The organism is Polaromonas sp. AER18D-145, assembly GCF_002379095.1.
Classification (GTDB): Bacteria; Pseudomonadota; Gammaproteobacteria; order Burkholderiales; family Burkholderiaceae_C; genus Polaromonas.
In genome coordinates this window covers 39,964-60,843 of sequence record NZ_NBZV01000011.1, presented here as the reverse complement: position 1 = coordinate 60,843, position 20,880 = coordinate 39,964, and the positions used below count along the sequence as shown (strand labels likewise).

Annotated in this window: 18 protein-coding genes; 15 read left to right on the top strand and 3 right to left on the bottom strand. The window is 63.6% G+C overall.

The window, feature by feature from the left end; all coding sequences use genetic code 11:
• Positions 1-197: 197 nt before the first annotated feature.
• The 3 genes from msrB to B7G52_RS08170 form a co-directional block, all read right to left on the bottom strand.
• Positions 198-608 carry a peptide-methionine (R)-S-oxide reductase MsrB gene (gene msrB, locus B7G52_RS08185; RefSeq protein ID WP_096697129.1) on the bottom strand — a complete coding sequence of 137 codons (411 nt, stop codon included), beginning with the start codon at positions 606-608 and terminating at the stop codon, positions 198-200.
• 34 nt (positions 609-642) lie between these two features.
• Entirely contained in the window at positions 643-2,121 is a 1,479-nt protein-coding gene (locus tag B7G52_RS08180; RefSeq protein WP_096697128.1) for a YdiU family protein, read from the bottom strand.
• Positions 2,122-2,271: 150 nt separating this feature from the next.
• Positions 2,272-2,964: a Crp/Fnr family transcriptional regulator gene (locus tag B7G52_RS08170; RefSeq protein ID WP_096697126.1), complete on the bottom strand. Its 693-nt coding sequence runs from the start codon at positions 2,962-2,964 to the stop codon at positions 2,272-2,274.
• 348 nt (positions 2,965-3,312) lie between these two features.
• On the opposite strand from B7G52_RS08170, the gene B7G52_RS08165 reads away from it, so the two are divergent.
• The 15 genes from B7G52_RS08165 to B7G52_RS08095 all read left to right on the top strand — a co-directional run bounded on the left by B7G52_RS08165 (position 3,313) and on the right by B7G52_RS08095 (position 20,802).
• Entirely contained in the window at positions 3,313-4,941 is a 1,629-nt protein-coding gene (locus B7G52_RS08165; RefSeq protein WP_096697125.1) for a 3-(methylthio)propionyl-CoA ligase, read from the top strand.
• A 190-nt stretch (positions 4,942-5,131) separates the two neighbouring features.
• The gene (locus tag B7G52_RS08160; protein ID WP_096697124.1) at positions 5,132-6,364 is read left to right on the top strand and encodes a branched-chain amino acid ABC transporter substrate-binding protein; all 1,233 of its coding nucleotides are present in this window, start codon (positions 5,132-5,134) and stop codon (positions 6,362-6,364) included.
• 83 nt (positions 6,365-6,447) lie between these two features.
• Positions 6,448-7,482, top strand: coding sequence for a branched-chain amino acid ABC transporter permease (locus B7G52_RS08155; protein WP_096697123.1), 1,035 nt, complete (start codon positions 6,448-6,450; stop codon positions 7,480-7,482).
• Between the two features lie 3 nt (positions 7,483-7,485).
• Positions 7,486-8,775, top strand: coding sequence for a branched-chain amino acid ABC transporter permease (locus B7G52_RS08150; protein ID WP_096697122.1), 1,290 nt, complete (start codon positions 7,486-7,488; stop codon positions 8,773-8,775).
• Positions 8,776-8,923: 148 nt separating this feature from the next.
• The gene (locus tag B7G52_RS08145; protein WP_096697121.1) at positions 8,924-9,694 is read left to right on the top strand and encodes an ABC transporter ATP-binding protein; all 771 of its coding nucleotides are present in this window, start codon (positions 8,924-8,926) and stop codon (positions 9,692-9,694) included.
• Positions 9,695-9,696: 2 nt separating this feature from the next.
• Positions 9,697-10,392 (top strand): ABC transporter ATP-binding protein, encoded by a 696-nt coding sequence (locus B7G52_RS08140; RefSeq protein ID WP_096697120.1) that lies wholly within the window; start codon positions 9,697-9,699, stop codon positions 10,390-10,392.
• Positions 10,393-10,564: 172 nt separating this feature from the next.
• Positions 10,565-12,664, top strand: coding sequence for a 3-hydroxyacyl-CoA dehydrogenase NAD-binding domain-containing protein (locus B7G52_RS08135; RefSeq protein ID WP_096697119.1), 2,100 nt, complete (start codon positions 10,565-10,567; stop codon positions 12,662-12,664).
• 15 nt (positions 12,665-12,679) lie between these two features.
• Positions 12,680-13,855 (top strand): acetyl-CoA C-acyltransferase, encoded by a 1,176-nt coding sequence (locus B7G52_RS08130; RefSeq protein WP_096697118.1) that lies wholly within the window; start codon positions 12,680-12,682, stop codon positions 13,853-13,855.
• A gap of 15 nt (positions 13,856-13,870) precedes the next feature.
• Positions 13,871-14,302 (top strand): PaaI family thioesterase, encoded by a 432-nt coding sequence (locus B7G52_RS08125; RefSeq protein WP_096697117.1) that lies wholly within the window; start codon positions 13,871-13,873, stop codon positions 14,300-14,302.
• 22 nt (positions 14,303-14,324) lie between these two features.
• Positions 14,325-16,175 carry an acyl-CoA dehydrogenase gene (locus B7G52_RS08120; protein WP_096697116.1) on the top strand — a complete coding sequence of 617 codons (1,851 nt, stop codon included), beginning with the start codon at positions 14,325-14,327 and terminating at the stop codon, positions 16,173-16,175.
• Complete coding sequence (locus B7G52_RS08115) at positions 16,175-16,405, top strand: hypothetical protein (RefSeq protein ID WP_096697115.1); 231 nt, start codon at positions 16,175-16,177, stop codon at positions 16,403-16,405. The genes B7G52_RS08120 and B7G52_RS08115 overlap by 1 nt, the downstream gene beginning before the upstream one ends.
• 80 nt (positions 16,406-16,485) lie before the next feature.
• On the top strand, positions 16,486-17,277 hold the full coding sequence (locus B7G52_RS08110; protein WP_096697114.1) for an SDR family oxidoreductase: 792 nt from the start codon (positions 16,486-16,488) through the stop codon (positions 17,275-17,277).
• 163 nt (positions 17,278-17,440) lie between these two features.
• The gene (locus tag B7G52_RS08105) at positions 17,441-17,881 is read left to right on the top strand and encodes a PaaI family thioesterase (protein WP_096697113.1); all 441 of its coding nucleotides are present in this window, start codon (positions 17,441-17,443) and stop codon (positions 17,879-17,881) included.
• Positions 17,882-17,987: 106 nt separating this feature from the next.
• On the top strand, positions 17,988-19,004 hold the full coding sequence (locus tag B7G52_RS08100; RefSeq protein WP_096697112.1) for an NADP-dependent oxidoreductase: 1,017 nt from the start codon (positions 17,988-17,990) through the stop codon (positions 19,002-19,004).
• Between the two features lie 157 nt (positions 19,005-19,161).
• Positions 19,162-20,802, top strand: coding sequence for an isovaleryl-CoA dehydrogenase (locus B7G52_RS08095; RefSeq protein WP_096697154.1), 1,641 nt, complete (start codon positions 19,162-19,164; stop codon positions 20,800-20,802).
• The last annotated feature ends 78 nt before the right edge of the window (positions 20,803-20,880 follow it).

Below are 20,880 nucleotides of genomic sequence, written 5' to 3'. Positions count from 1 at the left end.
CGTTGCGTGCCGCTTTTTCAAGCAGGGGCCGCGGGACTGGTTTCGCCAGACCGCAGGCGCAGCGGCCTCCCAGGGGGGCAGGGAGCTACACGCAGTGAGCGACCGTGGGGGCTGTTTTTCCGCAGGGCCGCCCCAAGGAAAAATGCGCCCCCGTGGGGGGGCAGCGCAGTACGCGAAGCGACAAGCGTGGGGGCTGATCACTTTTTCTTGAAATCCAGCGAGGCGGAGTTCATGCAGTAGCGCAGGCCGGTGGGTGTGGGCCCATCCGGGAACACATGGCCCAGGTGGGCGCCGCAGTTGGCGCAGACGGTTTCTGTGCGTGTCATGCCGTAGGCGCGGTCCACATGTTCTTCAATCGCGCCCTCCCGGACCTCTTGCGAAAAACTGGGCCAGCCGCAGCCTGCGTCAAACTTGGACGAAGCGTCGAACAGTTCGGCGTCGCAGCAGATGCAGCGGTAAGTGCCCGGTGCAAAATTCTTGTCGTACTTGCCGGTGAAGGCGCGTTCGGTGGCCGCCTGGCGCGTCACCTGGAAAGCGCCGGGTTCGGCCCCTTTCTCGGCGAGCAGGGCTTTCCACTCGGCATCGGTTTTCTGGATTTTCGGGGGCATGGCTTTACCTTTGGAAATGACTTCTTGAGTCTGCTTACGAACTGCAGCTGATTTCGATGGAGGCCGCCCAGTCGGGCGGAAAACCGGCATGGCTGTCATGGTCCGGGTGTTCTTCAAATGGGGCCTGCAGCAGGGTCAGCAAGGTGTTGACCCCTGAAAAATCTTTTAGTTTCGCGGCCTGGATCGCCTGTTCGCCGATATGGTTGCGCAACACATACTTCGGATTGTTCTTCAGCATCAAATCGGCCGCCAGCCCAGTATCTGCGTACGCCAGGCGCTCCGAATACTGTAGCGCCCAGGCATCGAAGGCGGCCCGGTCCAGAATCAGGTCGCGTACCGCTTCACGCCCCTGCGGCGTGCCGAAATGGCACAGGCGGCGCCAGAAGATGGTGTAGTCCACCTTGTCCGCGGCCAGCAGCTTGAAGGCGGCTTCGATCAGGGCCTTGTCTTCCGGGCGGGCATCCGGCAGGCCCAGCTTGGCGCGCATGCGGGCCTCCAGCGCGTCGGGAAACACGGTCTTGTAGGACTCCAGCGCGGCCAGCGCCTGGTCCTGCACCTCGATCAGCGGCAACAGGGCCTGCCCCAGGCAAAACAGGTTCCAGTAGGCAATGTTGGGCTGCTTGTTGTAGGCGTAGCGGCCCTGGGTGTCCGAGTGGTTGCAGACGTGGCCGGGGTCAAACGCATCGAGAAACTGGAAAGGGCCGTAATCGATGGTCAGGCCCAGGATGCTCATGTTGTCGGTGTTCATCACGCCGTGGCAAAAGCCGGTGGCCTGCCAGGCCGCCATCAGGCGGGCGGTGCGTTCGCTGACGGCCTGGAGCAAGGCGGCATAAGGCTGGCTGCTCTCGCGGCAGGCGGGATAAAAGTGGTCGATCACGAAATCGGCCAGCACCTTGAGCTGCGCGTGTTGGTCGCTGTAGCTGAAATGCTCGAAGTGCCCGAAGCGGATGAAACTCGGCGAGGTGCGTGTCACCACGGCAGCCGTTTCGATCTCCTCCCGGCGGATCCTGGCATCAGACCCGGTGACACACAGGGCGCGCGTGGTCGGGATGCCCAGGCCATGCATGGCCTCGGAGCAGAGGTATTCGCGGATCGAGCTGCGCAGCACGGCGCGGCCATCACCCATGCGGGAGTAAGGCGTCATGCCGGCGCCCTTGAGCTGCACTTCCTGCGGCCCGCCCGGGGTGGCCAGCTCGCCCAGCAGGATGGCGCGGCCGTCACCGAGCTGGCCGGCCCACTGGCCGAACTGGTGGCCGCTGTAGACGCTGGCCAGCGGCTGCAAGCCCTGGGCTAGCTGGTTGCCGGTGAACAGCGCCAGCGCTTCCTGCGATTCAAACCAGGCATGGTCCAGACCCAACTCGCGGGCCAGGGCCTGGTTGCGGCTGACCCAATACGGTGCGGGCAGGGGGCTGGGAAGGCGGTCGGTGTAAAAATCCGTGCCCAGACGGGCAAAGCGGTTGGCCCATTTCAGGCCTGGGATCGCAGCAAGCGGCTCGCCGATGACAGAGTTCATGCGGTCATTGTCCTATGCGGCCCGCAGCCCTGTGCCGGTGGGGTTAAGCCGTTTTGGCCAGCCGGGGCCGCGGAACCGGCTTCGCCGGGCCGCAGGCGCAGTGCCCCCTCGGGGGGCAGCGCAGTACGCGAAGCGACAAGCGTGGGGGCCCTATCCTCCCTCGGGCCGGACGGCATACGCGGCCAGGGCCTGTTCATCGAGCATGGCGACACGGCCAAACTCCAGCGACACCAGGCCTTCCTGCTCCAGCGTCTTGAGGGCGCGGTTGACCGTCTGCCGCGACAGCCCGGCCAGGTGGCCGAGTTCTTCCTGCGACAGCACCAGCCGGCGCCGGCCCTGCCAGAACACGCGGGTCAGGTACAGGGCCACACGCTGCTCGGGGGAGCGCAGGCGCTCCGCCTCGATGATGGTCATGGCCTGGCCCAGGCGCCGGTTCAGGTGCGCCACCAGAAAGTGGTTGAAGGGCAGGCTGTGGGCCAGCAATTCATCGAACTGGGCGCGCGGCAGGCACAGCAGCAAAGTGTCGCGCAGGGCAATCACGTCATAACGGCGCGGCTCGGTTTTCAGGACCGAGCCCTCGCCAAACCACTCGCCGTCCGGCACCCCGAGAAAAGCCGACACCCGACCGGTGCAGGAGGTGCTTTGCAGCTTGACCAGCCCCGACAGCACGGCATACCAGCCCTTGACCGGCGAACCCGCCGCCAGCATGACCTCGCCTTTGCGGCCCGACAGCGTGAGGGTGCGCTCCAGCAGTCGGGTCTGGGTGTCGGCAGGGAGGGCGGCAAACCACGGCTGGCTGCGCAAAAAGCGGTGGTGCGGGAAAACGGCTTCTTCAAGGGACATGGAACGATTGTCTCCGCAGCCGCGGGGCACGACCTGGCCGGTTTGGAATGTCCGAGCGCCACGGGGAGTGGCATGGGGTTTGTACCTACAAACTGTCGGAGCAACGACATCTCTTGCCGGCACCGGACGCAGCGGCGCACAGTGCGGCATGGTGGTTCGCGTGGCGGGCCCGGCACCTGGCCGACCGTGATGCACGTCAAGAAAAACAAAGACACCGTCCCTGCGCTGTCGCCAAGGTGCTGATTGAGGCGCTGGTGGGTCCAGAACTCGCTTCACGGGCGTTACCATGCGCTTACCAGGCTGCCGAACGGCACAGAATTTTTAGCGGACAAGAAAGGAAACAAAACCATGTTGGGTTTGATGCAAAACCAGCCACTGCTGATTTCATCGCTGATCGATTTTGCGGAGCGCCATCACGGCGATGCAGAGATTGTTTCGCGCCGTGTGGAAGGCGACATTCACCGCTACACCTACCGGGATGTGGCGCGCCGCTCGCGCCAGGTGGCCGGCGCGCTGGATGCGCTCAAGCTGCAGTTCAGCGACCGGGTCGCCACGCTGGCATGGAACGGCTACCGCCACCTTGAGCTGTATTTCGGCGTCAGCGGCTCCGGCCGTGTGCTGCACACGCTGAACCCGCGCCTGCACCCTGACCTGGTCGCCTGGATCGCCAACCACGCCGAGGACCAGGTGCTGTGTTTTGACATGTCCTTCCTCCCGCTGGTCCAGGCCTTCCATGCGAAGTGCACGACCATCAAGCATTACATCGCGCTGTGTGATGCGGACAAGCTGCCCGCGGACAGCGGCATCCCCAATCTGAGCAGCTACGAAGCCTGGATCGCCCCGCACCCGACCGACTACCGCTGGCCCAGTTTTGACGAGAACTCGGCCTCGAGCATGTGTTACACCAGCGGCACCACGGGCAACCCGAAAGCGGCGCTGTACAGCCACCGCTCGACCATCCTGCATGCCTACGCCGCGGCGCTGCCCGACGTGATGTGCCTGAGCGCACGCGATTCCATCCTGCCCGTGGTGCCCATGTTCCACGTCAACGCCTGGGGCATTCCGTACTCGGCCGCGCTGACTGGCGCCAAGCTGGTGTTTCCCGGTCCGGCACTGGACGGCAAGTCGATTTATGAACTGATCGAAGCCGAGAAGGTGTCCTATGCCGCCGGCGTGCCCACCGTTTGGCAGATGATGCTGGGCCACATGAAGCCCGCCGGCCTCAAATTCTCCACGCTCAAGCGCACGGTCATTGGCGGCTCGGCCTGTCCCCCCGCGATGATCCACGCCTTCCAGGAGGACTACGGCGTCGAGGTGCTGCACGCCTGGGGCATGACCGAGATGTCGCCGCTGGGCACGCTGTGTACGCTGAAGAACAAGCACCTGAGCATGTCCAAGGACGAGCAGATGAAGATCCGGCTCAAGCAGGGGCGGGCGATCTACGGTGTGGACATGAAAATTGTCGACCCCGAAGGCAAGGAAATCGTCTGGGACGGCAAGGCATTCGGCGACCTGCATGTCAAGGGCCCCTGGATCATTGCCGAGTACTTCAAGGGCGAGGGCGGCAATCCGCTGATCGACGGCTGGTTCCCGACCGGCGACGTCGCCACCATCGACCCCGATGGCTACATGCAGATCACCGACCGCAGCAAGGACGTGATCAAGTCGGGCGGCGAGTGGATCAGCTCCATCGACATTGAAAACATCGCCGTGGCGCATCCCGCCGTGGCCATGGCGGCCTGCATTGGCGTGAGGCATCCCAAGTGGGACGAGCGACCCATCATCGCGGTGGTGAAAAAGCCGGGCGCCGAAGTCACCCGCGAGGAATTGCTCAGTTTCTACGAAGGCAAGACGGCCAAGTGGCAGATTCCCGACGACGTCGTGTTTGTCGATGCGATTCCCCTGGGCGCGACCGGAAAAATGCTCAAGACACGCCTGCGCGAGCAGCTCAAGGACTACACCTTGCCCGGCGTGTGATGCCAGCCTTGCCGTGGCCGGCAACGGGCCGGGCAGCGCGGTTCATTCCGCGCTGCGGAATGCCCGGATTTTTCTGCCACGGTACTTTGTCACCTGCGCGATAGCCAGGCCGGTTTTTACGGGCAATCCCCTACGCTGCAGCGCACAAAAACTTGTACTCTGCCCTTATCAGTTAACAAGGAGACATTTGATGAAATTGACCATGAAAATTGTTGCAGCGACGGCCATGATGATGGCTGCCGGTGTGTCCTTCGCCCAAAAGGGCGAGACCGTCAAGATGGTCCGAATTGACCCTCTGACCGGGTTGCTGGGACCGGTGGGCGTCAGCCAGATCAAGGGCTACCAGTTCTTTGCCGAAAAATTCAGCGGCGCCGGCAACCCGGCTGGCGTGAAGTTTGAAATCACCCCCATCGACAACAAACTCAGCCCCGCAGAAAGCCTGAACGCGCTGAAAGCCGCCATCGACCAGGGCGCGCGCTACATCATTCAGGGCAACGGCTCTTCGGTGGCGGTGGCCCTGTCAGATGCCATCACCAAACACAATGAACGCAATCCCGGCAAGGAAGTGCTGTACCTCAATGACTCGGCGGTGGACCCGGACCTGACCAACAGCAAGTGCAGCTACTGGCACTTCCGGTTTGATGCCGACACGTCGATGAAAATGGAAGCCATGTCCAGCTTCATGGTGGACCAGAAGGACATCAAAAAAGTCTACCTGCTGAACCAGAATTACTCCCACGGTCACCAGGTCGCCAAATACGCCAAGGAATCCCTGGCGCGCAAGCGTCCTGATATCCAGATCGTGGGCGAAGACCTGCATCCGCTGGCACAGACGCGCGACTTCGCACCGTACATCGCCAAGATCAAGGCCTCGGGCGCCGACACCGTGATCACCGGCAACTGGGGTTCCGACCTGTCCCTGCTGATCAAGGCCGCCAACGAAAACGGCTACACCGGCAAGTTCTTCACCTACTACGCTGGCGTCACGGGCACCCCCACAGCGTTGGGCACCAATGGTGCCGGCCGCGTCTACCAGATCGCCTACAACCACTACAACATGGGTGGGCAGATGGACAAATGGATGAAGGAGTTCAACGCCAAGTACAACGACGACTTCTACACCGGCTCCACCATCCGCATCTATGAAATGCTGGGCGCGGCCATGGCCAAGGCCAAATCCACCGATCCGGTGAAAGTGGCTGCCGCGATGGAGGGCCTGAAGGTCAAGAGCTTCAACGGTGAAGTCGAAATGCGCAAGACCGACCACCAGTTGCAGCAACCGCTGTACATGTCGGTCTGGCAGAAAGCCGACGCCAAGTATCCCTACAGCCCCGAGAAGACCGGCATGACGATGGCTCCGCTGAAGGAATACCCCAACTATGTCTCGAGCACGCCGACCAGCTGCCAGATGAAACGTCCGTAAGCGAGTCATCCTGAACCAGGAGCCCGAGCGGGTCTGCCGTATCGGGCTTTTTTACTTTTTACCGATGAGGAAGGTCGACAGGAATGGAGTTTTTCATCATCTCGATGCTGAACGGGCTGAGCTACGGGCTTTTGCTGTTCATGCTGAGTTCCGGGCTCACGCTGATTTTCAGCATGATGGGCGTCCTGAATTTTGCGCACGCCAGCTTTTACATGCTGGGAGCCTATGTGGGCTACACCGTGGCCCAGTTCGTCGGGTTCTGGCCGGCACTGGTCGCCGCGCCCCTGGTCGTCGGCGCGCTGGGCGCCCTGTTTGAGCGCCAGTTTTTGCGCAAGGTGCACAAGTTCGGGCACGTCCCCGAGTTGCTGATCACCTTCGGCCTGTCTTATGTGATTGTCGAGCTGGTGCAACTGATCTGGGGCCGCATTGCCGTCGAGTTCCACCCGCCCGCAGTACTTCAGGGGCCTGTTTTCACCCTGATCAACGATTCCGTCAAGGGCCTGAGCATGGTCTGGGGCACCGCGCCTGCGGAGCTGTGCAGCGCGGCCGATGCCGCCGTGCGCATCGTCTGCTCGCCGTTTCCCGCGACCCGGGGCTTCATGATGCTGGTCGCCCTGGTGATGCTGGCTTCCGTCTGGCTGCTGCTGACGCGCACCCGCATCGGCATGGTGATCCAGGCCGCGCTGACACATCCGGAAGCGGTGGAGTCCCTCGGCCACAACGTTCCCCGCGTGTTCATGATGGTGTTCGGCGCGGGCTCCGCCCTGGCAGGGCTGGCGGGCGTGATCGGCGGCAGCACCTTCCTCACGGAGCCGGCCATGGCCGCCACCGTGGGCTCCGTCATCTTCGTGGTGGTCGTGGTCGGCGGCATGGGCTCCCTGTCGGGGGCGTTCGTGGCGTCCTTGCTGATCGGCGTCATCCAGACCTTCGCCGTGGCTTTTGACTATTCGCTGGCGACCCTGGCGCAACAGATCGGCTTGCCGCTCAGTGCGGGCGTGGCCGGCAACTCCTACATCAAGCTCACGCTGTCGCAGGTGGCGCCCATCCTTCCCTACCTGTTCCTGGTGCTCATCCTGATCTTCAGGCCCCGCGGCCTGCTGGGCAAGCGGGAGAGCTGATTCATGAAAAACCATTACCAATTTGCGCCGCTCAACATCGGGCGCTGGCTCACATGGGGGCTGTTCGCCCTGGTTCTTGCCGTCGCGCCGCTGATGTTTGGCAGCGGGCTGGCCATGACCGTGCTGTCCCAGATGGGCATTGCCATCATTGCCTGCCTGTCCTACAACATGCTGCTGGGGCAGGGCGGCATGCTGAGTTTCGGCCATGCGGTGTACACCGGCCTGGGCTCGTTTCTGGCCATCCATGCGCTCAACAGCGTCGCCAGCGGCTCCTTGTCGCTGCCGGTATCACTCGTGCCCATGGTGGGCGGACTGGCCGGCGTGGGTTTTGCGGTGCTGTTCGGTTATGTCACCACCCGCAAGTCCGGTACAACCTTTGCCATGATCACGCTGGGCCTGGGTGAACTTGTCTTTGCACTGTCGCTGATGATCCCGGAATTTTTTGGCGGGGAGGGTGGCGTGTCAGGCAACCGGGTGACCGGCACTGCCCGGCTGGGCATCACCTTCGGTCCGCAGATCCAGGTGTATTACCTGATCGCCGCCTACACCTTCGTCGCGGTCGCGGCCATGTTCGCCTTCACCCGAACGCCGCTGGGCCGCATGCTCAATGCCGTGCGCGACAACCCGGAACGCGTGGAGTTCGTGGGCTACGACACCCAGAAGGTCCGCTACATCGCCTTCATCATTGCCGGCTTTTTTGCCGGCATCTCGGGCGGACTGGCCGCGCTCAATTTCGAGATCGTCACCGCGGAAGTGGTCGGCGCCGCACGCTCGGGGGCCTACCTGCTGTTCACCTTCCTGGGCGGCGCCACCTTCTTTTTCGGGCCCATCATTGGGGCCATCCTGATGGTGCTGGCCTTTGTGCTGCTGTCCGAGTTCACCAAGGCCTGGCTGCTTTACCTTGGCCTGATTTTCCTGTTCATGGTCATGTACGCCCCCGGCGGCATTGCCAGCCTGATCATGATGAACCTGCGCGTGGCACTGTATGGCAAGCTCAGGCAACTGTGGGGCAGCTACCTGGCGCTGGCGGTCACCGCGCTGGTCCTGCTGCTGGGCGCCGGCGCCATGATCGAAATGGTCTACCACCTGCAGCTCAATACCACGCTGGGCTCCAAGCTGGAGTTTCTGGGCGTGCCGCTGGACGCCAAGAGCGTCAACAGCTGGTTCGGTGCGGCACTTGTCATGCTGACCGGACTGGGCCTGTTCGAGGTCACGCGCCGGCAGTTCCTGCACGAGTGGGGCGAGATCCAGGAATACATTGAAAAAGAAATCAAGCGCAGGGAGGCACTATGAGCCCCCACGCTCGTCACTTCGTGTACTGCGCTGCCCCCCGGGGGGGCGCTGCGCCTGCTGCCCGGCAAAGCCGGTTCCGCGGCCCCAGTTGGTACAGACGGTACCTTGGCCCCGCCGTGTACGGTGCACTGGCTGGGTGGAAAGCAATATGACCTACGCACTTGAACTCAAAGACCTGCGCAAGAGTTTCGGCAAGACCGAAATCATCCGCGGGGTGAACCTGACCGTGAATGCCGGCGAGCGGATTGGCATCATCGGCCCCAACGGTGCCGGCAAATCCACGCTGTTCAACCTGATCAGCGGGCGCTTTGCGCCCACCAGCGGCGAGGTGTTGCTCAACGGCCAGCGCATTGACGGCAAGAAGCCGTTCGAGATCAACCGGGCCGGCCTGTCGCGCAGCTTCCAGATCACCAACATCTTCCCCAAGCTCAGTGTCTTCGAGAACCTGCGCTGCGGCGTGCTGTGGAGCCTAGGCTACAAATACACCTTCCTGAAGTTCCTGGCCGACCTCGATGACGCGAACCAGCGCGCTGACGAACTCATGCAGATGATCAAGCTCGACAAAAAGCGCGACGTGCTGGCCATCAACCTGACCTACGCGGAGCAGCGCGCGCTGGAGATCGGCATCACCATTGCCGGCGGTGCCAACGTCATCCTGCTCGACGAGCCGACCGCCGGCATGAGCCGCAGCGAAACCAGCCGCTTCATCAGCCTGATCAAGGAGGTCACGACAGGCAAGACCTTGCTCACAGTGGAGCACGACATGGGGGTGGTGTTCGGATTGGCCGACAAGATCGCGGTGGTGGTTTACGGAGAGGTTCTGGCCTTTGACGTGCCCGAAGCGGTACGCGCCAACCCGCGGGTGCAGGAGGCCTACCTGGGCTCTGCCGTGGCCGATTCCCAGGCGGGAGGACACTGAACATGCTCAAAATAGAAAATCTCCACGCCTACTACGGCAAGAGCCATGTTCTGCACGGGGTCCACTTTGAGGTCCAGCCCGGTGAAATCGTCGCCCTGCTGGGCCGCAACGGCTCGGGTCGGTCGACCACGGCCAAGGCCATCATGGGCCTGGTGGAATGCGAAGGCGACATCCAGTGGAAAGGCCAGCGGATCACCGGGCAGAAGGCCTACGAGATAGCGCACCTGGGCATTGGTTATGTGCCGGAAAACCGCGACATCTTCCCGACGCTCACCGTGCACCAGAACCTCATGCTCGGGCAAAAAGGCAAGGGCAAAGGCAGCCGCTGGTCGTTTGAAGACATGTACCAGATGTTTCCGCGCCTGAGGGAAAGGCAGCACACCGAAGCCGGCGTGTTGTCCGGCGGCGAGCAGCAGATGCTCACGCTGTGCCGTGCGCTGATGGGCGACCCGGACCTGATCATCATCGACGAGCCGACCGAGGGGCTGGCGCCCAAGATTGTCGAACTCGTGGGCCAGTACCTGCAGACCCTGAAGGCCAAGGGGATTTCAGTGCTGCTGATTGAGCAGAAGCTGACCATTGCCATGGCGATCTCGGACCGGGCGCTGGTCATGGGCCATGGCAGCATCGTGTTTGAGGGCACGCCGGAAAGCCTGCGCGCCGACGCCTACACCCGCAAGGAGTGGCTGGAAGTCTGAGGCAGACTTTGTCACGGCAGGGACAAGCTCGGCGCCGGCCAGGCTTGCAGTGTCCCGCCAGCCTTCTACAATGACAAATAGAACGGTCGTACTATTTTTGGACGCCCAGCCGTTTGAGAATCACCACCTGATCCCGCCCATGGTCGGGTAACACGCAACAAAGGAAAAGCAAATGACAGCCAAATACGAAGTCCACGGCAGTGTCGCGGTGATCACGCTCGACAACCCCCCGGTCAATGGCCTGGGTCATGCCACCCGCGTGGGCATCACCGACAGCCTGCAAAAAGCCAATGCCGATGCGGCCGTCAAATCCATTGTGCTGACCGGTGCAGGCAAGGCCTTTTCCGGCGGTGCCGACATCAAGGAATTCGGCACGCCGAAAGCACTGGCCGAGCCCAACCTGCTGAGCGTGATCCTCGCGCTTGAGAATTCTCCCAAGCCAGTGGTTGCGGCGGTTCATTCGGTCTGCATGGGCGGTGGGCTGGAGCTCGCGCTGGGCTGCCACTACCGCATTGCAGCGCCTGGCTGCAGCGTGGCACTGCCTGAAGTCAAGCTCGGCCTGATCCCCGGTGCCGGCGGCACGCAGCGGCTGCCGCGCGCGCTCGGCGTCGAGCCGGCCCTGAACATGATTGTCAGCGGCGAGCCGGTCAAGAGCGAACTGCTGGCCCAGATCCCCGGCCAGAAGCTGTTCGACAAGATGGCGGCGTCCGCTGAATCACTGGCCCAGGAAGCGCTGGCCTTTGCCCAGTCCGTGTCCGACACGCGCCCCTTGCCGCTGGTGCGCAACCTGCCCTGCAAACACCCGGGCGGCGACGCCTACTTCCAGTTTGCGCGCAACATGGTCAAGGGCATGGCCAAGAATTTTCCGGCCCCCGTCAAGTGCGTGGATGCCGTGGAGGCCGCGACCAAGAAGAAATTCGACGAAGGCATGCTGTTTGAGCGCGAGATCTTCATCAACCTGATGTGGACGCCGGAGAGCAAGGCGTTGCGCCATATTTTCGCGGCCGAGCGCGCTGCGTCCAAAATTCCGGACGTGCCGGAAGACACGCCCAAGCGCGAGATCCAGTCCGTCGCCGTCATTGGCGCCGGCACCATGGGCGGCGGCATTGCCATGAACTTCCTGAACGCCGGCATTCCCGTCAAGATGCTCGAAATGAAGCAGGAGGCGCTGGACAAGGGCATTGCCACCATCCGCAAGAACTACGAAGCCCAGGTCAAGAAGGGCAAGCTCAAGCAGGACAAGTACGAGCAGCGCATGGGCCTGCTCAGCACCACGCTGAGCTACGATGAGCTCAAGGATACCGATATGGTGATCGAGGCCGTGTTCGAGGAAATGGGTGTCAAGGAAAAAGTGTTCAAGGAACTCGACCGCGTGATGAAACCGGGCGCTATCCTGGCCTCCAACACCTCGACGCTGGATGTCAACAAAATCGCGGCCTTCACCAAGCGTCCCCAGGACGTGGTCGGCATGCATTTCTTCAGCCCGGCCAATGTGATGAAGCTGCTCGAAGTCGTGCGCGGGGAAAAAACCGCCAAGGACGTGCTGGCCACGGTGATGGCCGTCAGCAAAAAAATCAAGAAAACCGCCGTCGTGTCCGGCGTCTGCGATGGCTTCATCGGCAACCGCATGATCGAGCAGTACGGCCGCCAAGGCGGCTTCCTGCTCGACGAGGGCTGCACGCCCGCGCAGGTGGACAAGGCGATGGAAAAATTCGGCATGGCCATGGGCCCGTTCCGCATGGGCGACCTGGCCGGCAACGACATCGGCTGGGCCATCCGCAAGCGCCGCTACCAGGAAAAGCCGGACATGAAGTACAGCAAGACTGCGGATCTGCTGTGCGAGAAGGGCCGCTTCGGCCAGAAGACCGGTGCCGGCTGGTACGACTACGTGCCCGGCAAACGCGACGCGATTCCAAACGCCGAGGTGGTCAAGATGATTGAAGACCACCGCGCATCGCTGGGCATCACACCACGCAAGATCTCCGACGAGGAAATCGTCCAGCGCCTGGTTTACGCGCTGGTCAACGAAGGCGCGCACATTCTGGAAGAGGGCATTGCGTCCAAAGCCAGCGACATCGACATGGTCTACCTCATGGGTTACGGTTTCCCGATCTACCGCGGCGGCCCCATGAATTACGCCGACCAGGTGGGCCTGTTCAATGTGGTGCAGAGCATGAAGCGTTTTGCCCAGAACCCGCTGGACGACGCCAAGTTCTGGCAACCGGCGCCCTTGCTTGCCAAGCTGGCCGCCGAAGGCAAGACGTTCAATTAATTTCCGGAGATTTTCATGACTTCAGCTGTAATCGTTTCCACCGCCCGCACCCCCCTGGCCAAAAGCTGGAAGGGCTCTTTCAACATGACCCACGGGGCCACCCTGGGCGGCCACGCGGTCGAACACGCCATCCAGCGCGCCGGCATCGAGGCTGGCGAGGTCGAGGACGTGATCATGGGCTGCGCCAACCCCGAAGGCGCGACCGGCGCCAACATTGCGCGCCAGATCGCGCTGCGCGCCGGGTGCCCCATCACCGTGTCGGGCATGACCGTCAACCGTTTCTGTTCGTCCGGCCTGCAGACCATTGCCCTGGCCGCCCAGCGCATCATTGCCGGCGAAGCCGACATCTATGTGGCCGGTGGCGTTGAAAGCATTTCCTGCGTGCAGCAGGAAATGAACACCCACATGCTGGCCGACCCGTGGCTGGTCAAGAACAAGCCCGAGATCTACTGGAACATGCTGCAGACGGCCGAGCAGGTCGCCAAGCGTTATGGCATCACGCGCGAGCAAATGGACGAATACGGTGCCGCCAGCCAGCAAAAAGCCTCGGCGGCCCTGGCTGCCGGCCTGTTCGACGCCGAAATTGCACCGATCACCGTCACCATGGGTGTGGCCGACGCCGTGATGGGTCTGACCACCAAGCAGGTGACGGTCAGCAAGGACGAAGGCATTCGCGAAGGCACGACCAAGGAAGGCATCAGCGGCATCAAGCCGGCCGTTCCCGGCGGCGTGATTTCGGCCGGCAATGCCAGCCAGTTCTCCGACGGCGGCGGCGCTGTCGTGGTGATGGATGAAAAAGTGGCCGAGAAAAAAGGCCTGGCGCCGCTGGGCCGCTTCCTCGGTTTTGCGGTCGCCGGCTGCGAGCCTGACGAAATGGGCATCGGCCCCGTGTACGCCATCCCCAAGGTGCTGGCCCGCCTGGGCCTGAAGGTCAGCGACATCGACCTGTGGGAACTCAACGAAGCCTTTGCGGTGCAGGTCATTTACTGCCGCGACAAGCTGGGCATTCCGATGGACAAGCTCAATGTCAACGGCGGTGCGATTGCCGTGGGCCACCCCTACGGCGTCAGCGGCCAGCGCCTGACCGGCCATGCGCTGATCGAAGGCAAGCGTCGCGGCGCCAAACGTGTCTGCGTGACCATGTGTATTGGCGGCGGCATGGGCGCGGCCGGCATTTTCGAAGTCCTGTAACAGGCATTCACTCGCATGGATGAAACCCTGCTCCTTCAGAAAGGGCAGGCGTTTCTGGCCCTGCAGCCTTTCAGCGTGTTGATAGGCGCCGAGCTGCATGCCTTGTCCCTGGGCCGGTGCGAGCTGCAGGTGCCCATCACGCCGAACATCCTCCAGCAGAACGGTTTTGTGCATGGCGGGGTGGTCAGTTACGCGGCCGACAATGCGCTGACCTATGCCGGCGGCACGGCCCTGGACTGGGCCGTCGTCACCTCCGAATTCAAGATCAACTACCTGCGGCCCGCGGTCGGCGAGCGCCTGATTGCGCGCGCCGAAGCCGTGCATGCCGGCAAATCGCAGGCGGTGTGCCGCTGCGACGTGTTTGTCCTGGTGGACGGCCAGGAAAAACTCTGCGCCGTGGCCCAGGGCACCATCGTCCGGCTGCCGGGCAAAAGCAGCGCCACCTGAACTTCCTCCAGATCGGATCCCCATGAGCCTGAGACCCACCCTTGATTTCCTGCTCTACCAGTGGCTGGCCGCCGAGTCGCTGAACCAGCGCGAGCGTTTTGCCGATCATTCGCGCGAGACCTTCGACGCGGTGTTCGACACCTGCGAACGCATCGCGCGTGAAAAATTTGCGCCTTTCAACCGGCTGGTTGATACCCAGGAGCCGCAGTTCGACGGCGAAAAAGTGATCCTGCCGCAGGCCACGCACGAGGCGCACAAGGCCTACGCCGGCTCCGGCATGCTCAGCGCCGCGCAGGACTACGACGAAGGCGGCATGCAGCTGCCTTACACCATCGAGGCCGCGGCCAACTGTTTTTTCGCCATGGCCTCGGTCAGCATAGGCTCCAGCCTGCTGACCAAGGGCAATGCCAACCTGCTGCTGGTGCACGGCACCGAAGCGCAGAAAGAGGTGTTCGCGCGCAACGAGTTTGCCGGGCGTTTTTCCGGCACCATGTGCCTGTCCGAGCCGCAGGCCGGTTCCTCGCTGAGCGACATCACGACACGCGCCGTGCCGGACGGCGACGACTTCGAAGCCGAGCCGCTGGGCCCGCGCTACAGGCTCAAGGGCAACAAGATGTGGATCTCGGCCGGCGAGCACGAGCTCACCGAAAACATCATTCACCTGGTGCTGGCAAAAATTCCCGGGCCGGACGGCAAACTGATCCCCGGCACGCGCGGCATCTCGCTGTTCATCGTGCCCAAGAAAATGGTGGGCACGGATGGCCAGCTGACCGGCGAACGCAATGACGTGGCACTGGCTGGCCTGAACCACAAGCTCGGCTGGCGCGGCACGACCAACACGCTGCTCAATTTCGGCGAGGGCAAGTACCCGGTCCCTTCGACAGGCTCAGGACGACCGGTGGCCGGTGCCGTGGGTTACCTGGTCGGCAAGCCGCACGAAGGCCTGCGCTGCATGTTCCACATGATGAACGAGGCCCGCATCGGCGTGGGCACGGCGGCCGTCATGCTGGGCATGGCCGGGTACTACGCCTCGCTCGACTACGCGAAGAACCGGCCGCAGGGCAGGCCGGTCGGACCGGCGGGCAAGGATTCGGCCCAGCCGCAGGTGCGCATCATCGAACACGCCGATGTCAAACGCATGCTGCTGGCGCAAAAAGCCTACTGCGAAGGCGCGCTGGCGCTGGAGCTGTACTGCGCCCGCCTGGTGGACGAGCAGCACACGGCCGAGGCCGGTCCGGCGGACGATGCCCGCCTGCTGCTGGAGGTGCTGACGCCGATTGCCAAGAGCTGGCCCAGCGAATGGTGCCTGGAGGCGAACTCGCTGGCGATCCAGATCCACGGCGGCTACGGCTACACGCGCGACTTCCCGGTCGAGCAGTACTGGCGCGACAACCGCCTGAACATGATCCACGAGGGCACCCACGGCATCCAGGCCACCGACCTGCTGGGCCGCAAGGTGCTGATGGAGGGCGGCAAGGGCCTGCAGCTGCTGGCGGCGCGCATCCACAGCACGATGGAGCGGGCGAGCCAGGTGCCGGAACTCGCGGACTATGCCAAGGCGCTGGGCCAGGCGCTGCAGCAGGTCGGGGCGACCACCCAGGCCGCCTGGGCCACCGGCAACCCGCAGGATGCGCTGGCCAATGCCGTGCCCTACATGCAGGGCTTCGGCCATACCGTGCTGGCCTGGATCTGGCTGGACGTGGCGCTGGCCGCGCTGCAGGCCGATGCTACAAAATCAATAGCAGTTACCGCCGGTAAATTGGGCGCGGTCCGCTACTTTTATCACTACGAATTGCCTAAAATCGACGCTTGGCTCCAGGTGGTCGCAGCCCGCGATCTGACCTGCGCCGACTTGCCGGAGGAGGCGTTCTGATGGGTTTTTTCAAGGAATCAGGGAGTACCACGTCGAGCAAGTTGATTGCCCGGCTGCAGCAGCTGATCTGGATCCTGATCTACGGCGGGCTGCTCACGCTGGTGCTGGGCCTGTCGGTGCAGCGCATGGATGACGCCCTCGGCTGGTCCATGGTGGTCGGCGGCAGCGTCGTGGCGGCCATCGGGTTTGTGCTGATCTACGTGCGTTCCCGCCTCACCAGCAGCGACTGACCCGTCCGCCCTGCGACAGCCGGCAGGCGCACTTTGCGCGACACTCGTTCCCACCTTTCCCAACAACAAGGAGCCCCCTCATGACCCGTACCATCCAGCAGCTGTTCGACCTCACCGGCAAGACCGCCCTCGTCACCGGCGGTTCGCGCGGCCTGGGCCTGCAGCTGGCGCAGGCGCTCGGCGAAGCCGGCGCCAAAATCATGTTGAGCTCGCGCAAGGCCGAAGACCTGCAGGAGTCTGCGGCCGAACTCAAGGCCGCCGGCATCGACGTCGACTGGATCGCTGCCGATTGCTCCAGGGAAGCGGACATCCGCGCGCTGGCCGATGAAACCATCCAGCGCTTCGGCCACGTGGACATCCTCGTCAACAATGCGGGCGCCGCCTGGGGTGCACCGGCCGAAGACCACCCGGTCGAAGCCTGGGACAAGGTCATGAACCTGAACATCCGCGGCTACTTCATCCTGAGCCAGCACATCGCCAAACACAGCATGATCGCGCGCCGCTCCGGCCGCATCATCAACGTGGCCTCCATCGCCGGCCTGGGCGGCAACCCGCCCGAGATGACCACGGTGGCCTACAACACCTCCAAGGGCGCGGTGATCAACTTCACGCGCGCGCTGGGCTGCGAATGGGGCAAGTACAACATCACCGTCAACGCCATCTGCCCGGGTTTTTTCCCGAGCAAGATGACCATGGGCACGCTCAAGGCCCTGGGCGAGGAAAAACTGGCCGCCCACGCGCCGCTGCAGCGACTGGGCGACGACGAAGACCTCAAGGGCCTGTGTGTGCTGTACGCGTCGGACGCCGGCAAACACATCACCGCGCAGTGGCTGGCAGTGGACGGCGGCGTGTCTGCAGTCACCGGTGGCTAGAAATGAAGCCCCCACGTTCGCTCGCTTCGCGTAGCTCTCTGCCCCCCGAGGGGGTGCTGCGCCTGCGGCCCGGCAAAGCCGGTTCCGCGGCCCCGGCTGGTCAGGGGAGAGCCCCCGCCCTCATCGCTTTGCGTGCTGCTCTGCCCCCACTGGCGATATGTCTATGAGCTTCGGCGTCGACATTCCCTTTGTCAACCACCTCGGTTTCGAGCTCGTGCTGTTCGAAGGCGGGGCGTCGCAGATCGACTACACGCCCCTGGCCGAGCACCTGAACTCGTTCCATGTCACCCACGGGGGCGCACTGATGACGCTGCAGGACGTGGTCATGGCGACGGCGGCGCGCAGCGTGCAGCCAGACATGGGCGTGGTCACCATCGAGATGAAAACCAGCTTCATGCGCCCGGCGCCCGGTGACGGCAGCAAGCTGACGGCCAAGGGCCGGCTGATCCACCGCACCGCAACCATGGCCTTCACCGAAGGCTCGGTGTACGACGACCAGGGCCGGATTTGCTCGCATGCCACCGGCACCTTCAAGTACGTCAAACGCCTGGCCGTGGGCTCAAAAGGGGTAAACGCCCTCCAGACCGTCATTTCGACGGATTAGTGGGCAGAACGTATTTTTACAAGACAAATCGTGCTCCAGCCCTTATTGCGCTTGCTTCAGCAGCTCTTAAATCAATAGCAATCCACATTCCCCCAGGAGACACCGCATGCCAGTCAATCAGCAAATCCTTCTCGACAACCGTCCCAGCGGCGAAGCCGTCGCCAGCAACTTCAAGCTGGTCAGCAGCGACACGCCCGCGCTGGCGGACGGCCAGGTGCTGGTGCGCCACCACTACCTGAGCCTGGACCCCTACATGCGCGGCCGCATGAACGACGCCAAGAGTTATGCCCAGCCGCAGGCGCTGGGCCAGGTCATGGGCGGCGGCACGGCCGGCGAGGTGGTCGAGTCGAAAAACCCCAAGTTCGCCGTCGGTGACAAGGTGGTCGGCATGGGCGGCTGGCAGGAGTACAGCGTGGTCGATGCGACCCAGCCCGGCGCCCTGCGCAAGGTCGACACCACCCATGTGCCGCTGTCGCATTACCTGGGTGCCGTGGGCATGCCGGGCGTCACCGCCTGGTACGGTCTGGTGAAAATTATTGAACCCAAAGCCGGCGAGACCGTGGTGGTCAGCGCCGCCACCGGCGCCGTGGGCAGTGCCTTCGGCGCTTTGGCCAAGGCGCGCGGCTGCCGCGCGGTCGGCATTGCCGGCGGACCGGACAAATGCAAATACGCGGTGGAAGAACTCGGCTTTGACGCCTGCATCGACTACAAGCAGCACAAGGACGCGGCGTCGCTGTCGAAAGCGCTCAAGGAAGCCTGCCCCGACGGCATCGACGGCTACTTCGAAAACGTCGGTGGCATGGTCCTGGACGCCGTGCTCTCACGCATGAACGCCTTCGGCCGCATCGCGCTGTGCGGCATGATCGCCGGTTATGACGGTCAGCCGCTGCCCATGACTTACCCGCAACTGATTTTGACCAATCGCCTGAAAATCCAGGGCTTCATCGTCAGCGAACACATGGAAATCTGGCCCGAGGCCCTGAAGGAACTCGGCACCCTGGTCGCCACCGGCAAGCTCAAGCCGCGCGAAACCATTGCGCAGGGCATTGCGGCTGCGCCGGAATCCTTCCTGGGTTTGCTTAAAGGCAAAAACTTTGGCAAACAACTGGTCAAACTGATTTAGGTATGTGGCCCCCACGGTCGCGCACTGCGTGTCGCTTCCTGCCCCCCGAGGGGGCCGCTGCGCCTGCGGCCCGGCAAAGCCGGTTCCGCGGCCCCGGCTGGCGTGAAGAGTTCCCGCGTTCGCGCATTGCGATCAAGTCATGGTGAAAGGGAAAACGATGGAAACGACCCATGAAGTCTTCAACCAGCCCGAGCCGCTGGCCGACTACAACCTGTTCGACACCAACCAGGGCCTGCGCGACGCGTTGAAGTTCAATGCGCCGCAGCTGGCCACGGCGGAACTGAGTGCGCTGGGGGCAAGCCTTGGCAGCACCGCCATGCAGACCCATGCGCGGCTGGCCAACACCCACACGCCGCAGCTGCACAGCCATGACCGCTTCGGCCGGCGGGTGGACCAAGTGGAGTTCCACCCGAGTTATCACGTGCTCATGGATGCCGCAACCAGGGCCGGATTGCACGGCACGCCGTGGAACGGCGAAGGGCCATCGCCGCACGTGCGCAGGGCTGCCGGTTTCATGCTGTTCACCGAGCTGGAACCCTCCATCCTGTGCCCGATCTCCATGACTTACGCGGTCACGCCGGCGCTGCGCAGCAACGCCGCCATCCACGCCGACTGGGCGCCCCGGCTCACCAGCCGCGCCTACGATCCGGCACTCAAGCAGTTCTCGGAAAAAACCGGTGTGACCATGGGCATGGGCATGACCGAGAAGCAGGGCGGCTCCGACGTGCGCGCCAACACGACGCAGGCGGTGCCCGATGGCAGCGACGGTTGGGGCCGGCGCTTTCGCCTGACCGGCCACAAATGGTTCTTCTCGGCGCCCATGTGCGACGCCTTCCTGGTGCTGGCGCAGGCGCCCGCGGGCTTGAGCTGCTTCTTCATTCCGCGCGTTCTTCCGGACAAGAGCCTCAACGCGATCCGTATCCAGCGCCTGAAAGACAAACTCGGCAACAAGGCCAACGCAAGCTCCGAAGTCGAGTTCGACAGCGCCACCGCCTGGCTGGTCGGCGAGGAAGGCCGCGGCGTGCCGCAAATCCTCGAGATGGGCACCATGACGCGACTGGACTGCGCACTCGGCACCAGCGGCCTGATGCGCCAGGCGCTCAGCATTGCGCTCAACCATTGCGCCCAGCGCGAGGCCTTCGGCCGGCCGCTGATCGTCCAGCCGCTGATGCGCAACGTGCTGGCCGACCTGGCGCTCGAATCCGAAGCAGCCACCGCGCTGGCCATCCGGCTGGCCCGGGCCTTTGACCACAGTGCCGACCCGCACGAGCAGGCGATGGCGCGCCTGCTCACGCCGGTCGCCAAGTTCTGGATCTGCAAACGCGGCAGTCACTTTGCGCAGGAAGCCATGGAGTGCCTGGGCGGCAATGGGTATGTGGAGGAGGGTGGCGAAGGCATCATGGCCCGCATCTACCGCGAGATGCCGCTCAACTCGATCTGGGAGGGCGCCGGCAACATCATGGCGCTGGACCTGCTGCGCGCCTTGCGCAAGGCCGATGCGCCCGCCGCGCTGGCGCAGGAACTGGCACCCGCCCAAGGTGCACACCCGGCGCTGGACCGGCTGGCCGCGGCCTTGCCAACCCGTGTCGAGGAGATGGCCACAGAAATCGAAGCCCGGCGGCTGGCGCAAGACGTGGCGCTGGCCGTGCAGGCCGCGCTGCTCTACCAGAGCGCACCCGCGGCCGTGTTCGAGGCTTTCTGCGACTCACGGCTGGGCGGCGACTGGGGCCAGGCTTTCGGCACCCTGGGCGCCGATGTGGACTTCGACGCCCTGATCACCCGCGCCATGCCGCGATGAACACGTGTTCTTGTCATTGCGGACTTGATCCGCAATCCCTCCCTGGCACGCCGTCATGGATCCCGGGTCAAGCCCGGG

Excerpts from the sequence above, each read along its gene's own strand:
- B7G52_RS08155 (WP_096697123.1), top strand. The coding sequence starts at position 6,448 with ATGGAGTTTTTCATCATCTCGATGCTGAACGGGCTGAGCTACGGGCTT.
- B7G52_RS08100 (WP_096697112.1), top strand. The coding sequence starts at position 17,988 with ATGCCAGTCAATCAGCAAATCCTTCTCGACAACCGTCCCAGCGGCGAA.
- B7G52_RS08145 (WP_096697121.1), top strand. The coding sequence starts at position 8,924 with ATGACCTACGCACTTGAACTCAAAGACCTGCGCAAGAGTTTCGGCAAG.
- B7G52_RS08105 (WP_096697113.1), top strand. The coding sequence starts at position 17,441 with ATGAGCTTCGGCGTCGACATTCCCTTTGTCAACCACCTCGGTTTCGAG.
- msrB (WP_096697129.1), bottom strand. The coding sequence starts at position 608 with ATGCCCCCGAAAATCCAGAAAACCGATGCCGAGTGGAAAGCCCTGCTC.
- B7G52_RS08095 (WP_096697154.1), top strand. The coding sequence starts at position 19,162 with ATGGAAACGACCCATGAAGTCTTCAACCAGCCCGAGCCGCTGGCCGAC.
- B7G52_RS08150 (WP_096697122.1), top strand. The coding sequence starts at position 7,486 with ATGAAAAACCATTACCAATTTGCGCCGCTCAACATCGGGCGCTGGCTC.
- B7G52_RS08120 (WP_096697116.1), top strand. The coding sequence starts at position 14,325 with ATGAGCCTGAGACCCACCCTTGATTTCCTGCTCTACCAGTGGCTGGCC.
- B7G52_RS08170 (WP_096697126.1), bottom strand. The coding sequence starts at position 2,964 with ATGTCCCTTGAAGAAGCCGTTTTCCCGCACCACCGCTTTTTGCGCAGC.
- B7G52_RS08180 (WP_096697128.1), bottom strand. The coding sequence starts at position 2,121 with ATGAACTCTGTCATCGGCGAGCCGCTTGCTGCGATCCCAGGCCTGAAA.
- B7G52_RS08130 (WP_096697118.1), top strand. The coding sequence starts at position 12,680 with ATGACTTCAGCTGTAATCGTTTCCACCGCCCGCACCCCCCTGGCCAAA.
- B7G52_RS08125 (WP_096697117.1), top strand. The coding sequence starts at position 13,871 with ATGGATGAAACCCTGCTCCTTCAGAAAGGGCAGGCGTTTCTGGCCCTG.
- B7G52_RS08140 (WP_096697120.1), top strand. The coding sequence starts at position 9,697 with ATGCTCAAAATAGAAAATCTCCACGCCTACTACGGCAAGAGCCATGTT.
- B7G52_RS08165 (WP_096697125.1), top strand. The coding sequence starts at position 3,313 with ATGTTGGGTTTGATGCAAAACCAGCCACTGCTGATTTCATCGCTGATC.
- B7G52_RS08135 (WP_096697119.1), top strand. The coding sequence starts at position 10,565 with ATGACAGCCAAATACGAAGTCCACGGCAGTGTCGCGGTGATCACGCTC.
- B7G52_RS08110 (WP_096697114.1), top strand. The coding sequence starts at position 16,486 with ATGACCCGTACCATCCAGCAGCTGTTCGACCTCACCGGCAAGACCGCC.
- B7G52_RS08115 (WP_096697115.1), top strand. The coding sequence starts at position 16,175 with ATGGGTTTTTTCAAGGAATCAGGGAGTACCACGTCGAGCAAGTTGATT.
- B7G52_RS08160 (WP_096697124.1), top strand. The coding sequence starts at position 5,132 with ATGAAATTGACCATGAAAATTGTTGCAGCGACGGCCATGATGATGGCT.